Below are 14,357 nucleotides of genomic sequence, written 5' to 3'. Positions count from 1 at the left end.
GATAGAGTCAGGGGAGTGAGTGCGATCCCTTACTGTGACGATGTCCTCGACTCTTCCGTCTCGCTGCTTCAGTTGGCCGACGTCGCGAAGAATCTCGGTGTGGCTGTCACCCGCGTGCAGCAGTTGCTGCGCGACCACCAGTTGCTTGCCGTTCGACGCGATGGCGTGCTGGGCGTTCCCGAGGTCTTCTTCGACGACGACGGTCAGATCGTCAAGTCGTTGCCAGGTCTGATCGCAGTGATGCACGACGGCGGATTCAGCGACGAGGAAATGCTGCGCTGGATGTTTCGTAGCGACGACAGCCTACCGGGCACGCCCGCGCAGGCCCTGCATGGTCACCTCGCCCGCGAGGTGGTCCGGCGTGCTCAGGCCATGGCCTTCTGACGAATCTGGTTTCTGATCAAATGCGTCGTTCGTCACGGCCCCATCTGCGGCTGGGCAACGCGAGCCGGGCGAACTGGGGAAGGGCAGTTGCCCACCGACCTCTTCGGGGAACTACCGCGCGGCGCTCGAGGACTCGGTAGTCTCCGCGCTCGATCTCGTCGAGAATGCGCGAGTAAAGCACGAAGGCAGTCCGGATGCCGGGTTGCACTCGCCGGTCCAGCATGGCTATGCCTGGCTCCGCGCTCCGATATACCGATCGCGTAACAGAGATGAGGTGGGCGAGCGCGCGCGCGATCCGCCGATCGGTCGTTCCGGTGCGGCGACTGAACTTCAAGAGGTCGGTATCGACGCCGAACGCGCTCAACTCGCGAGCCGGGAGGTAAACCCGGCCTCGGTCCAGATCCTCGCCGACGTCCCGGAGAAAATTGGTGAGCTGGAACGCTTCGCCGAGAGCCGCGGCGTGTGGTCTCGCCTCGTCCACCCGCCCCGTGGTCCCGAGGATGGGCAACATCTGCAGCCCGATGACGGCGGCCGAACCGTACATGTAGGTCCGCAGCTCGGACATGGTTTCGTACTCGGCTCTGTGCGAGGGGGTTCCGGGCACGTCCATCCGCATGGAGTCCAGGAACGCGAAGAAGTAGTCGTGCGGAATGTCGAAATCGGCCACCGTGTCGACGAAAGCGGGCAGTACCCGCTGCAATTCACTGGGACACACACGCGATCCGATGGCGCTTTGTTCGTAGAAGCACAGACGCAACATCGCTTCGATCCGATCGAGTTCCGCGGCGGTGTCCGCTGCATCCCCCTCGGAGTCGACATCGACGATGTCGTCAACCGTGCGTGCGAACCCGTACAGCGAATATGTCGCAGCCCGCCGACGTGCGGGAAGCAGTCTGGTAGCGAGGTGGTAGGTGCGTCCGTGCTCTGCGGTCACCGCGCCGCAGTACCGATAACTGTCCGCGAGATCGCTCATGCGCGCGCTACTCGACGGCGGGAGTCGACGCAGCGGGTGGCGAGTCGGTCTTCGTCCCACTCTCGACCGGCCGCGGGCGTGGGGTGCGCAGACGCAGTGGGTCGACCGAGTGCAGCGACATGGCGGCGACCACCGCTGCGAATGTCGCGAGCGCTACGTGCGGGAAGGTGTAGAGGCCGATGGACCCGTCGGGCTGGAAGACCAGCATCAGCCACGTGGACAACCCGACGAGGATCATCAACGTTCTCGTCGGAAGCGCGAAACCTGCGGCGATCGCGATCGGCCACGAGTAGTACCAGGGCAGAGCAGCAGGCGACAGGATCACGATGGCAACAAGGACGATGAGGATTCCGAGGATCGCGTCGCGCTCGGTCTTGCGGTATCGCCACCAGACCGCCAGCACGATCGCGATGAGCGCTGCAGCGCCGATCGGGCGGGTGATCGCCAATACCTGACTGAGTCGCAGATCGGCGAACCACGAAGTCCCGACAGTTATGACGTGGGCAACAATGGTCGGCAACGACAACCAATTGATGATCTTGTTCGATCCGGACAGCGCACTCATCCAGCCGAGCCCGACATTTGCGAGAGCGGACGATCCGGCGAAGATGACTACGAAGGTTGCGAATCCCGCGCCGGCTGTTCGTGCGAACGACAAGAGGGGGGACGTCGGTGTGCGGCCTTCCGCCTCGGCCTTCTCCTTCTCGTGCAGCATCCAGATCCACACGATGAAGGGGAGTGCGGCGCCTGCGGTGGCCTTGACCGCCACCGCCACCGACACGAGCGCGATTCCCGCGAGATGGTGACGCTCGAGCGCGAGCGCGATTCCCGCCATCATCAGGCCGACCATCAGCAGTTCGTTGTGGACACCGCCGATGAGGTGGATGAGGACCAGAGGATTGAGCACCGCGAGCCACAGTGCAATTGCAGGATTGCCGCCGAGGTGTCGAGCGAGGTGCGGGACCGCCCAGACCATGAGGGCCAGCCCCGGCAGCATCGTGATCCGAAGGAGCATGGTCCCGGCGATCACGTTGTCGCCGGTCAATGTCGTGATTCCCTCACCGAGGAGCAGAAACACCGGCCCGTACGGAGCTGTGGTGGTCGTCCATACGTTGCTCACGTTGTCGAGGAGGATCCCCGGGTTGACCACTGGCCCGACGGCGTAAGGGTCGAACCCGTCGCGCAGCAGCGCGCCCTGCGCCAGATAGGAGTACGCGTCCCGGCTGAACATCGGTACGGACAGCAGCAGGGGCGCCGTCCACACCGGGACGATCCACCGCAACTGCCCCAGGCTGACGTTCCCGCGGAGTGTCCCGCGGCCCAATCGCACCCAGGCCGCGATCATCGAGACGACACCGATCCAGACGATGACTGTCGAGAGAATCTGGCCGTGGCCGAACCGCAACCAGGACAAGTGCATCGACTCGAGGAGAGGGTCCACACGACGGACGCTGCCCGCCCCGAAACCACCGAATGTGATCATCACCGCGCCGAAGAAACCCAGGATCGCGGCGTGCCCCTCCGGGCTCCGGAGGAAGTCGGCCGTGGTGTGTAGCCGCGGCCGCCGTGACGCGGCCGTAGCAGGCGCGACGCTCGCCTGCCGGGCAGAGGACGTCATGAGTACAGCTTCCTCCCCGACGTGAGTTCGGTTGCGCTCGTCATCGCGCGCATCGCATGGTCGAAGAGATAGTTTAATTGCTGTCGAGACCGGTTTTTACCACGGCCGGGCCATTGTTACCGCGTACTCCGCGCTTTCGCGGGTCCCGTGATTCGCTGCGCGGCGAGTTTGCCCGACAACAAGACAGTGGGAACCCCGACGCCCGGAACGGTCCCAGAGCCGGCGAGGACGACATTGCGCAGGCCTCTGACCAGGTTCGGACGCCGGAAGGGCCCGGTCTGCCGGAACACGTGGGCGGCTGCGAAGGGACTGCCCGCGGCCATCCCCTTGTCGAGCCATGTCAGCGGGGTGTCGACATGGTCGATTGCGAAGTGCGTCACGATTCCGGTATACCCGCGTGTCTCGAGTTCACGTAGGAGTTCCTTTTCGTACGGCTCGGTCAATGAGGCCCAGTCCAGAGGCGCGCTGTGCAGGTTCGGACAGGGGGCGAGCACCGACAGTGGTTCGGCGGGGACTCCGTCGCGGTCGAGCACCAAATCGGGATCGGACACGGCGGGCCGGGTGAGTAGCAGCGAAGGATCGGTCATCAGACGCCCACGACCTGGCCGTCCCGTGATCTCCGCGAACGTCTTCTTCCACGCCTGGCCGAAGTCGATCGTGTGGTGACGCGCAGGCCATTGTGCACTGACCGAGGTGGGCACTGTTCCGTGTAGGACCACAGCGGACGGCGACACTCGCACCCGGCGAGGACTCCGCCGCGTCACCGGTCGCAGGAGATCATCGACGACCGCGGTGTCCGGCGTCAACACAATGGCGTCGCAGTCGATTCGGTCACCCTCCGCGGTCCAAACGGCTCCGACGCGGCCGCCGGCAGCATCGATGCGGGTGACCTCGGTATCGAACCGGATCTCGCCGCCTGCGGTGGAGAGCGCATCGGCGAGGGCGAGCGCTATCGTGCGCATGCCGCCGCGGGGGAAATAGACGCCCAGAGATGTATCCATGTGCGCGATCGCCCCGTAGACCGCGAGGGCGCTTGCGGGAGCGACCCCCGCGTACAAGGCCTGGAACGTGAAGATCCGGCGAAGCCTCGGATCGGTGATCGTGCGATCGATTCGTGCGCCGAGTCGGCCGAAGCCGCCCAGTGCGGTGAGTTTCGCTAGATCTCGCGCCGCCGCCCGCGATGAGAACAGATCGAGCGGCGAGTCGAAGTTCGCGTCCATGAAGCGGTGGTACTCGGCGTCGAATATCCGCCCCAGCCAGCGTCGTAACGCCAGGTATCTGACCGATTCCTCCGGCCCACACACCCGGGTGATCTCGGCGACCATCGCATCCGGGTCCGAGTGGACGTCCAGCGACGAACCGTCCGCAAACCGCGCGTGATAGGCCGGTGTCAGCTGCTCGAGGGTCAGCGGGTGATTGGTGGAATCGAGGTCGGCGCCCACGGCGCCGAGCGCGTCTCGAACCAGTTCGGGCATCGTGAGCACCGTAGCGCCGTTGTCCATGTCGTAGCCGGGCCCGTGATATGTGCCCACCCGTCCGCCGGGCGACGACTCCCGTTCCAGGACGGTGACACGTACGCCCGATCCTGTGAGGTGCAGGGCGGCAGACAGGCCTGCGAGTCCTGCGCCGACCACTACGACATGGTCGATGCGGCCGGTCACGGTGCGGAGTGCGCGAGCCATCGCGGCCTTCAGTACGTGCGCCGCGTCGCGGCGGCGGCCATTTCGGAAAGCTGCTGTTTGGCCTCGGCGGTGGCCGTGCTGGCTGCCAGAACGGACAGCGCGTCCTCGACGTGCTCCTCGATTTGTTTCTCCACATCGGCGACCGCACCGAGCGAGGTGATCGTGTCTCGCAGGGTATCGACCTCCGCGTCCGATATATCCGTGCCCACGCTGCAGCGCAGCCGTTCGGCGGCCTCCGGATCTTCGGCGTCGGCGCGCTGCAGCGCCAGGGCGAACAGGACGGTGCGTTTGCCGGCGCGGAGGTCGTCGCCCGACGGTTTCCCCGTCACGGCTGGATCGCCGAACACCCCCAGGAGGTCGTCTCGTAGCTGGAATGCGATTCCGATGTCGGTGCCGAACCGGCGGTAGGCCGAGACCAGCGCGTCGTCGGCGCCGGCGAGGGCGGCGCCGAGATGAAGTGGCCGCTCGATCGTGTACGCCGCGGTCTTGTATCGGTTCACCTTCATGGCCGCATCGATCGACTCGTCGGCCCTTGCCTCATTGCTGATGTCCAGGTATTGCCCGCCGAGTACTTCGGTCCGCATTGCCGACCAGACGGGGGAGATCCGTGCCGACGCGTCGGGATCTATTCCGGATTCGCGGATCATGTCGTCCGCCCAGGCCAGCGCGAGATCGCCGAGGAGGATCGCGACCGCCCGTCCGAAGTGGGCGGAATCACCGTTCCAGGCGCCGTCGCGGTGATGCCTCTCGAACTCGACGTGGACGGTGGGAAAGCCACGGCGTGTAGTGGAGGCGTCGATGATGTCGTCGTGCAGGAGTGCGCAAGCCTGAACGAGCTCGAGCGCGGAGCAGGCACGGAGTACCGGGGCGGCGTGCGGGCCCCGCGGATTCCCTCCCGCGCCCAGCCAACCGGTCCACGCGAAAGCCGGGCGAACCCGCTTGCCTCCGCGGAGGACGAAGTTCTCGAGAGCGCTCACGGCTTCGCGATAGCCACCGCCGATCCCGTCGACCTGCGCCCGCCGACTGGCGAAGAAGTTGCTGAGTACGGTTTCGATCTCGGCTGCGAGTGCGCTGGGGCGCGTTCGGGCGGACAGCGTTGCCTCCAGTGTCGAGTTTCGTCGCCTGCGCGACGACAGTGTCGAGCCTTGCTTGCCTTCGCGACGACAGTATCGATTTTCGTCGCCTCCACACCGTGTGTGGCGTCAGGGGTCGACATAACAATAACGGCGACGTGCGTTCGCGGGCGGATGCGGGGAGTGGGGTGTTCGCGAGACGCAATGGGATGGGGAACCCAGGCAGTATCTATGCTGAGAGGGTGACATTCGATTCCGTCAGGGGGCGGGCCAGCGAAGGTTGGGTGACTCACACCCCGTGCATTGTCGACCGGATTCGGTCGTGCAAAGACGGTCGGGTGCCGTTTTCCGTCGAGTTCTCGCCGCCCCGGGACGAGGCCGCCGAGGCTCGCTTGTGGCGCGCAGTCCGGGAATTCGAGCGTCTGGGTCCGGCTTTCGTGTCCATGACGTACGGCGCGGGTGGGTCGACACGCGACCGTACTGTCCGTATCACGGGTCAGCTCGCCGAAGAGACAACCCTTCTTCCGGTAGCGCATCTCACGGCCGTATCGCACAGCGTCGCCGAGTTGCGCTCGATGGTCGGTGCCTACGCCGACCGCGGAATCAGCAACATCCTGGTCCTGCGCGGTGACCCACCCGGCAACCCCCTGGGCGAGTGGCAGAAGCACCCTGAGGGCGTCGAGTACGCGGAAGAACTGGTCCGGCTCGTCTTGGACCTCGGCGATTTCCACGTCGGCGTGGCCTCGTTCCCTGAGGGGCACTATCGGGCACCCGATCTCGCGCACGACACTCGATACCTGGTGTCGAAGTTGCGTGCCGGTGCCGAATATTCGATCACCCAGATGTTCTTCGACGTCGACGATTACCTGCGTCTGCGTGACCGGGTTTCGGCCTACGACCCGGAACAGGGTGAGAAGCCGATCATTCCCGAGATCATGCCGATCACGTCGCTGCGGTCGGTTCGGCGCATGCTCGAGCTGTCGGGGTCGAGGCTTCCGGCGGAACTCGAGAAGCGGCTCGATCGGGCTGCCGGCGACGGACCTGAGGAGAACCGCGCGGCGGTGCGCGAGATCGGGATCGACCTCGCCACCGAGATGAGCGAACGCCTGATCGCGGAGGGCGCCCCGGGACTGCATTTCATCACCCTGAATTTCGCCCGCGCGACCAGCGAGGTGCTGGCGCGGCTCGGCGACAAAGTAGGTTCGGGAGTCGCATCGCACCCGGTCAGCTGAGGGGTCGACCCTTCCACCGTGTAACTCCGCGGCGGTGATTGTGGTGTGACGACGCCGTCAGTGCCCCCGCGCCGACAACGGACAGAGGGTGCGCGAACGCGCTTGCCACGTCGGCGACCGTGGGCGGGCCACCCCGTTCGAGTACCCGGGCGCACAGCCTGGACGCCGTCGCCGAGAGGTACCCCACCGCACCCCACCTGCGCATGCGGCCACGTCCGGCCGCGAGCGCCAGTGGCGGCGCAATGAAGGCTACGGCCGCTGTACCGAGCACGGCGACCGTGCCGACCCGCGAGCCGAAGGCCGTCCATAGCCAGCGGTCGTAGCCGCGGCGTAACGCGGTTGCGCCGGAGTACATGCGGCAGGACACGGACCCGCCCGCAAGGGCGATCTCCGTCCGTCGCCCCCGGCGCCGGAGCAGGCGGGCGAGATCGAGGTCTTCGGTGAGGCTGCCGGCAACGGCTCGGTGTCCTCCTGCCCGGCGATATTCCTCGGAATCGAAGACCAGGAACTGTCCGCAAGCCACCGCGGTGGATGGTCGTTGCGAACGACGTGCTGCCGGGATCGGTAGTGTCGCCGCCCACGTCCATGCGAGCAGTGGTTGCACGAGGATCTCGGTGGGCGACCGTGCCTCCTGGAGCGGCCACGGACAGACGAGCGCCGCGCCTGATTCGCGCAACGTGGAACAGGCTGCGTTCAGGGCGTGCGGACCCAGTCTTACGTCCGCGTCGAGGAATACGAGAATTCCGTGGTGTCCGCGGCCGGATTCGGTGGCGTGTTGGACTGCTCGGTGACAGGCGGCGGGCTTGCCCACCCACTGGTCCGGGGGCTCCTCGGTGCCCCGAACCACTGTGAATCGTGGATCCCCGGCGCACACCGAGTCCGCCGCCGCGGCCGTACCATCCGTGGAGGCATCGTCGTAGACGAGTACCGTCAGATCTTCGACACCGCGTTGGCGGCGGAGGTCGGACAGAAGACCCGGAAGCCTGTCGCGTTCGTCCCGGGCCGGAACGCATACCGTGACGGGTTCAGTGGTCGGGCGGGTATCAGCAGGTAGGCGTGGGGCCCAGCGCAGGTTGGCAGCTGTAGTTGCAAGTCCGGCAATCGAGATCAACGAGCCGACTCGAACGGTCTTCTCGATCCAAGACCCGCTCACATCGCGTCCGACCGAAGATGGGCTCACGTGTTGGAGCGATGCTTGTTGCTGCGGCGACCGTCGAATACGGGTTCCTTGTTGCGGGCCATCCAGGCCAGCGCGGCTACGACCACGGCCACCCCCAAGGTCACACCGCCCATGATGCCGGCCCAGCCTGCGAAACTCCGCGTGCTGGGATCCTGGTAGCGCACCTCGGCCCGGAGAGTCGAGGTGGTTCCTGCGGGCAACGTCCAGGATACGGTGGAATCGCTTTGGAGGGTTCCGTTGGTCGTGATGATCTTGGCCGGAAATGCGACAGTGACCTGCACATCGGTGCCCTGGGCGGGAACGGAGCCGAGATCGGCTCTCCCGTCGAGAGTTACGAGGTCTCCCGCGCGCCTCAGCGAGACTTGAAAGCTGCCGTTCCCCTGGTCGGACATCGAGCCGAGTTGCTGTACGTCACCGAAGGTGAGGTCGCTGAAGAACGCTTGGCTGCCTACGTACCCGTCCTGTCTGTACTCCTGGACGCGTATCTTGTCCGACAGCGCGGCAGGTGGTGTCAGTTGTGGGCCCTGGTCCTGATCGTCCTCGGGCACCGTGGCGGCCACGATCTGACCTGACACCCTGTCGTCGGCAGACACACCCATCGACACTTGAACTCGCAGGCAGCCTGCGAGCACGGGAACAAGCAGGAGCGCTAGAGCCGCGAGGGAGAAGCCACGCCACCGCGAGCGGGTAGTGGATGCCGGCCGCGGGTGGGCTGCGGTGAGAACTGAGGGCGGTTGCACAGTCGTATCGTGCCAGGGTCGCGCGGCGGTGTCAGGAGCGAGGGTGCGCGGCGTGCAGCGGGCGCCGGTATGTTCGTTGCCGCAGGAGCGAAACGAGCAGGGGAACTCCCAGGATTCCCATAGCGATCAATCCGTAGATCGCCGAGTACCTCAGTTCGGGGGCGTCCAGAAAAACGGAGTGGGCCAGCGCAGAACCCAGCCACGTCCAGAGAAACAACGCGATCGGGACGCTGTCACCGTACCGGTTCGGGGTGTCGGACTGGAGTTCGAGTCGGTCGACGACAACGGCCATGAGCACCGCGATCAACAGCCATCCGGCGTAGTTGGTCAGCGGAATGTGTTCTAGGCCGGGCAGACCGGAATCGGTGACGCACCAGGTCCACTGGCCGTCCGCGACCATCTGAGGGTCGAGGTACAAATCCCACCCGACGACACCGACCGCCACGAGGAGGATGCGAATCGGCCGGCGGAACCGACCCCGCGCGAGCGCCGACGCCACGCACCACACAAGGTAGAAGCCGGCCGTCCATGCAAGGGGCACAACGAGGGGGACGCTCGCGAGAGCAGGGCCGATCCGGCCGGAGGCGTAGTCATAGCAGCCATACGGATATCCGGTGGCCGTCCCGAGAACCTCGGAGGCCAGACCGAGTCCGGCGGTGGCGAGGATGAGGCCTGCGGTCCAGCGCGGTCCCCGCGTGGCGGCCGCGTGTGTGATGCACGCGGTGGCGAGCAGTACAACCACCGATATGGTGACGGCATCGCGTGTGCCGCCGTGTACGAGCGGATACAGAATCTGCGCCCCGACAGCCGCTGCGGCCAGAAGGGCTGAGAGGCGCGCGGTCACTGCGCCGGCCACAGGCGCCGAAGGCCGCGCCGTGCATCGTGGAGCGCGACGTGCGCAGCGCTTCGTCCGCTCGCGCCGGATACCCCGCCGCCAGGATGTGTCGAGGCCCCAGTCAGATACAGGCGGTCGGCACCGGGAACGCGGTGCCCAGACAGTTCGGGCAGTGGACGCCACATCATCATCTGATCCAGCGACATCTCGACATGCATGACGTTGCCGCCGCGCAGCCCCATCTCGTCTTCGAGGTCTCTCGGCGACTGCACGTGCCGGTCGATCACGGATGTACTGAAACCTGGAGCGAGCAAGTCGATCTCAGCGATGATCCGATCGGCTTCGGGCTGGGCCAGGTCGCTCCACCGGCGATCACCGCTGAGCCGGTACGGCTGCCACTGGGACCACAAGGTCACCTGATGCTCGCCGACGGGTGCTATGGAGGGGTCCAGACTGCTGAAGCTCATACCCAGAACGGCGGGACGTGGGGGAAGTTCTCCGGCCAGGGCGGCGCCATGGGCGAGTCGCAGATGTGCGCGATCGGTTACAAGCAGTGCAAGCCCGTGAGTGACTGATGAATTGGGCGCGCTGGAGTAGTCCGGGAGAGCGTCGGTGGCCAGTCGCACAGCCATCCCGATTCCTGGTCCGACTCGAATCCGGCGACGCCAGCGATTGATTGTCGGTATGTCGTGTCCGCCACGTTCGAGGAGATCGAGTGTGGTGAGGACGTGGCAGCCCGCCACGACCACGCGAGATCGGATTTCGCGACCCGAAGATGTCCGGGTGGTCCAGGAGTCGTGGTGGCGGGTCAGAGCCGTGACTGAATCGCCGAGCGAGATTGTGCCGGCGTCCGATTGCAACCGGGATGCGAGCGCTGCGGTCAGGGCGCCGCTTCCGCCGACCGCGCGACCCGGAGGAACGGTATGCATGAGGGCGGCGAAGCCGACCATCGGGGCTGTCCCGGGTTCGGACATTGGCGGGCCGGACTGGGCACCGAACCAGGCGAGCGCGGCTTTGAGCCGTTCGTTGTCGAAGTACTCGTCCAGTAGGGCGTCGCCGGAGCCGAGGAACTGCCGGGAGAGGTCGCTGCCGCCGCCGTCCGCATCGAGTCCCCAGAACGACGAGAGCAGCGCGGGCGCGGTCGGAGGCTTCGAGAACGCGCGCATGACGCGGGCGCTGCGTGGACCCCACACCTCGACGAACCGGCGGTATGCGTCGGCATCGCGGGCCCCGCAGGATTCTTCGATCGACCGGCACGTTGCGGCCAGGCTGCGGTGGAAGACGATTCCGGGCCGACCTGTGTGATCCGGCGACGGAGCGAAGGCCCACGGATCGCAGTCGATGTATTTCAGCCCGTGCGCCCCCAGGTCGAGTTCTTCGACGATTCCCGTGTGGCGCACCATGATGTGTGCCGACGAACCGCGGTCGACTTTGTGCCCGGGAAAGCGCTCCACCGTCGATACGGCTCCGCCGAGAACTGTGTCACGCTCGATCACCTCGACGGACCATCCGGATCGCGCCAGATAACAGGCCGACACCAAGGCGTTGTGCCCCGAACCCACTACCACTGCATCGATCACTGGAGATTCCTCCCATCGCGTCGATCTCCGGGAGGTTCCTCCCACCGGATGGCGATCACAGCGGAAGTCCTCGTCCGAGTACTGCGAAGGGGCGGTTGTCGCCTCCGAATCGGAAGTGCCGCAGGACATCTTTGAAGCCGAGGCGCCGATAGAGTCGCCAGGCACGATTGTCCTCGTCCGCAACCTCCGGAGTGGAGAGAAGGACACCCTCCTCGGGTCTGTGTTCGAGGAGGCGCAGGAGCAGTGTCTCGCCGATTTGCTGCCCCTGAACGTCCGGGTGGACGTGCAGTTCGGTGAGTTCGAAGTAGTTGCCGAGGAGTATGTCGATGCGGTCGCGACTCCACCCGGTGTGCCGGAGTCCCGAGCGGACCTGCTGGTGCCACCACTGCCCGGGAGCGCCACGGTACCCGTAGGCGATGGCCACCAGGCGGGCGGGAGCTTCTTCGCTCGAACTGTCTCCGGCCGGTACGAACGCGGCGACGGCGCGCCATCCGGAGCGCCGAAGGTGTTCGCTCCATGTCGCTGCCCGGTGATATTCGGTGCCTTGGGGATAGCCCATGGCGGCGACGTAGACCGACAGCGCCTCCTGCAGGCGGTCGCGGAATTCGGCAGCCGAGAGTTCGACCACCAGCGGGGACTGGTCAGCGTTCGTGTCTACCGGTCTCACCTTTCTCTTGACGATGTGTCGGTGGCCTCAGCTATATTGAATAGATCGAACTGATGTTCGATAGAGGGGATCCGGTGATGCCCGAGGGAAGCGGGCATCACCGGACCCAGACCTGGCCCGAATTCAACGTCTGACTATGCCCGGCGGGTTGGTTGCGCCGGGGTCTTGGAGGTGTTCGAGGTGGCGACGAACCCGGTTGTGAAACCGCCTTCCGGGGATTCCCGAAAAACGGGAAGCAGGTGCGTTTCGGCATCCAGGCGAGCGGCGGCGCTTCTCGGTCGCGCCGATGCCCTCCTGTCGCAGTCGGTTGGAGCAGGCGCGCCGGCAGACCGATTCCACAGTGCATACCTGGCAGCCTTGCGAGGGGCGGGTGCGGCACTGGCCGCCGCTGAGGTGGCGTCGTCCGGTGCTCGAAGGACACGAACGCGTAACGCGTGGGTTCTCATGGCTGACGCCGCTCCCGACTTGGCGGACTGGGCCGACTACTTCGCCGGCCACTCGGCCACCCGTGCCGCGATCGAAGCCGGGACGTCGAGGATCTTGACCGATCGGGAGGCTGACGAGTTCTTCGTCGAGGTCGGACGTTTTCTGCATGCGGTCGAAGATCGCATCGGGCACGGCACAGGCCTCGGCTTGCGGGCTTCGTAGCCGAGGGTTGATGGCCGGAAAGCGCTGGGGGTCCGACGGCTCGGACTCGTAGGAAAGCAGTGGGTCGTACCTGAGATTACGGTGCCCGGTGCGGGGATCGGTATGGGGGTCCGTAATATTGGTGGCGATCTCGTACGCGGAGTAGGTGGTACGGGAATCAATCTGCTCGTATTATTAGATCTAGGTAGCCGCCAGAAGTCGGCTACCCACCGTCTCGCACCGCGGGGTGGTGGCCAACATTCCAGTGCCGGGGGAGGTACCGTGCCACTCTCCGAGCACGAGCAGCGAATGCTCGATCAGATCGAGAGCGCTCTCTATGCCGAGGATCCCAAGTTCGCCTCGACAGTGCGAGGCGGTCGCATACGTGCGGCATCGAGTCGTCGTCGAATGCAGGCGATCGCCCTGTTCGCTGTGGGGCTCGTCCTGCTCATCGCCGGCGTCGCCGTCCTGCCGAGCTGGCCGGGCGACTTTCCATTCGTCAGCCTGATCGGCTTCATGATCATGTTCGGTGCCGGCGTTCTACTCCTGTGGGGTGGAGGAAAGGGCAAGTCCGGTCAGGAGTCGGAGGATGGCTCGACCTCCAAGGGCTCGGCCACCGGACAGGATCGGACCGGCGGGTCCGATCGGGGCAAGTCCCGGGGCGGCCGCAAGAGTGGCGGGTTCTCGTCACGAATGGAAGATCGTTTCAAGAAGCGGTTCGACCAAGAGTAATAATGCTCACTCGGATCGTTGGCGGTGCGACATGAAGATGTCGCGCCGCCAATGCTTTTGTGGAGTGCGTTCGCGATAACCATTCGTCGGGTGGCGTTCGGTCTGTGCAATTGCTTGATCTAGGCATTTGCTTGGCCTAGGCAATTGCTTGGTCTAGGCAATTACTCGGGGATCGTGAACCCGTACACCGTCGCGATTTACCCGCAGGGCCGTCGCAGATCTTCCCCACTTTCCCCCAAAACGTTCACGATGTGCTGCCGGTTATGGTGACGCGTGCCCGCAGTCGGTGCTCTCACCTGGGCTGTTGTCGATTCGTTCGGCGCTGTGACGTCAATTATGTGGCGCGAAAATCGAAATCGATCCCATATATCGAAGGCCGCGACTGTATTGCCCCACCGAGATATATCTGTTCTGACCTGCAATTATCAAGAAATTGGGGGGACGACACCCTTCTTTCTTCCTTGTTGGTGGGGGAATGTGGGGTAGTGTGGTGCATGGCGGGGAGCGAAGTTGGCCCGTCCGGGGGTGGCGTCGATATGAATGCGGCGGGAGGTGTCGAGTGTTTCTCGGTACTTACACGCCCAAGCTCGATGACAAGGGGCGGCTCACACTGCCCGCGAAGTTCCGGGATGCACTGGCGGGAGGGTTGATGGTCACGAAGGGTCAGGATCACAGCCTGGCGGTGTATCCCAGGGAAGAGTTCACCGCTCTCGCACGAAAGGCCGCGGCGGCGTCGAGAAGCGACCCGGAGGCGAGGGCTTTCGTTCGCGGACTGGCCGCGGGCACCGACGAACAGCATGCAGATGCCCAGGGGCGCATCACCCTCTCGGCAGATCACCGTCGCTACGCGGGCCTCTCGAAGGACTGCGTTGTGGTCGGTTCGGTCGATTTCCTCGAAATCTGGGATGCGCAGTCCTGGCAGACCTACGTCGAGGAGAACGAGGAGAGCTACTCGCAGGCAACGGGTGTCGTGCTCGGTGAGATCGTCTGAGCCCGACCCGCGAGTGCAGCGAGGCCTCTGTCCGACGGAACCC

The 14,357-nt window shown here is 65.3% G+C and carries 14 protein-coding genes; 5 read left to right on the top strand and 9 right to left on the bottom strand.

The window, feature by feature from the left end; genetic code table 11:
* Window positions 1-15: 15 nt before the first annotated feature.
* Window positions 16-384 (top strand): Rv2175c family DNA-binding protein, encoded by a 369-nt coding sequence (locus tag BFN03_RS09615; protein WP_070378826.1) that lies wholly within the window; start codon window positions 16-18, stop codon window positions 382-384.
* 16 nt (window positions 385-400) lie between these two features.
* Here the strand turns inward: BFN03_RS09615 and BFN03_RS09610 are convergent, their stop codons facing one another.
* From BFN03_RS09610 to BFN03_RS09595, 4 genes are all read right to left on the bottom strand, one after another.
* Window positions 401-1,357 (bottom strand): phytoene/squalene synthase family protein, encoded by a 957-nt coding sequence (locus BFN03_RS09610; protein ID WP_070378825.1) that lies wholly within the window; start codon window positions 1,355-1,357, stop codon window positions 401-403.
* Between the two features lie 7 nt (window positions 1,358-1,364).
* The gene (locus BFN03_RS09605; protein WP_070378824.1) at window positions 1,365-2,975 is read right to left on the bottom strand and encodes an alpha-(1->6)-mannopyranosyltransferase A; all 1,611 of its coding nucleotides are present in this window, start codon (window positions 2,973-2,975) and stop codon (window positions 1,365-1,367) included.
* Between the two features lie 116 nt (window positions 2,976-3,091).
* Entirely contained in the window at window positions 3,092-4,657 is a 1,566-nt protein-coding gene (gene crtI, locus BFN03_RS09600) for a phytoene desaturase family protein (protein ID WP_070378823.1), read from the bottom strand.
* Window positions 4,658-4,665: 8 nt separating this feature from the next.
* Entirely contained in the window at window positions 4,666-5,763 is a 1,098-nt protein-coding gene (locus BFN03_RS09595; protein WP_442971882.1) for a polyprenyl synthetase family protein, read from the bottom strand.
* Between the two features lie 209 nt (window positions 5,764-5,972).
* On the opposite strand from BFN03_RS09595, the gene metF reads away from it, so the two are divergent.
* A complete protein-coding gene (metF, locus tag BFN03_RS09590; protein WP_070380779.1) occupies window positions 5,973-6,962 on the top strand; it encodes a methylenetetrahydrofolate reductase [NAD(P)H] in 990 nt (329 codons plus the stop codon).
* On the opposite strand, the gene BFN03_RS09585 is transcribed toward metF, so the two are convergent.
* From BFN03_RS09585 to BFN03_RS09565, 5 genes are read right to left on the bottom strand one after another with little or no spacing between them, the layout of a single operon-like run.
* A complete protein-coding gene (locus BFN03_RS09585; RefSeq protein ID WP_232320477.1) occupies window positions 6,955-8,142 on the bottom strand; it encodes a glycosyltransferase family 2 protein in 1,188 nt (395 codons plus the stop codon). The genes metF and BFN03_RS09585 overlap by 8 nt on opposite strands.
* Complete coding sequence (locus BFN03_RS09580; RefSeq protein ID WP_070378821.1) at window positions 8,139-8,882, bottom strand: LppM family (lipo)protein; 744 nt, start codon at window positions 8,880-8,882, stop codon at window positions 8,139-8,141. Before BFN03_RS09580 ends, BFN03_RS09585 begins: the two co-directional genes overlap by 4 nt.
* A 31-nt stretch (window positions 8,883-8,913) precedes the next feature.
* Entirely contained in the window at window positions 8,914-9,726 is an 813-nt protein-coding gene (locus tag BFN03_RS09575; RefSeq protein ID WP_070380778.1) for a carotenoid biosynthesis protein, read from the bottom strand.
* A complete protein-coding gene (locus BFN03_RS09570) occupies window positions 9,723-11,297 on the bottom strand; it encodes a phytoene desaturase family protein (protein WP_070378820.1) in 1,575 nt (524 codons plus the stop codon). The genes BFN03_RS09575 and BFN03_RS09570 overlap by 4 nt, the downstream gene beginning before the upstream one ends.
* Window positions 11,298-11,352: 55 nt before the next feature.
* On the bottom strand, window positions 11,353-11,964 hold the full coding sequence (locus BFN03_RS09565) for a GNAT family N-acetyltransferase (protein ID WP_070378819.1): 612 nt from the start codon (window positions 11,962-11,964) through the stop codon (window positions 11,353-11,355).
* A gap of 180 nt (window positions 11,965-12,144) precedes the next feature.
* Here BFN03_RS09565 and BFN03_RS09560 point away from each other — a divergent pair, with 180 nt between their 5' ends.
* The 3 genes from BFN03_RS09560 (at window position 12,145) to mraZ (ending at window position 14,314) form a co-directional block, all read left to right on the top strand.
* Complete coding sequence (locus tag BFN03_RS09560) at window positions 12,145-12,612, top strand: SAV_6107 family HEPN domain-containing protein (protein WP_332309186.1); 468 nt, start codon at window positions 12,145-12,147, stop codon at window positions 12,610-12,612.
* A gap of 261 nt (window positions 12,613-12,873) precedes the next feature.
* Window positions 12,874-13,323, top strand: coding sequence for a DUF3040 domain-containing protein (locus tag BFN03_RS09555; RefSeq protein WP_070378818.1), 450 nt, complete (start codon window positions 12,874-12,876; stop codon window positions 13,321-13,323).
* Window positions 13,324-13,882: 559 nt separating this feature from the next.
* Entirely contained in the window at window positions 13,883-14,314 is a 432-nt protein-coding gene (gene mraZ / locus BFN03_RS09550) for a division/cell wall cluster transcriptional repressor MraZ (protein ID WP_070378817.1), read from the top strand.
* Window positions 14,315-14,357 lie beyond the last annotated feature (43 nt).

Source organism: Rhodococcus sp. WMMA185 (assembly GCF_001767395.1).
GTDB lineage: Bacteria > Actinomycetota > Actinomycetes > Mycobacteriales > Mycobacteriaceae > Rhodococcus_F.
Note: the sequence above shows the minus strand (reverse complement) of the source record. Positions and strands in the feature narration are given on the sequence as shown.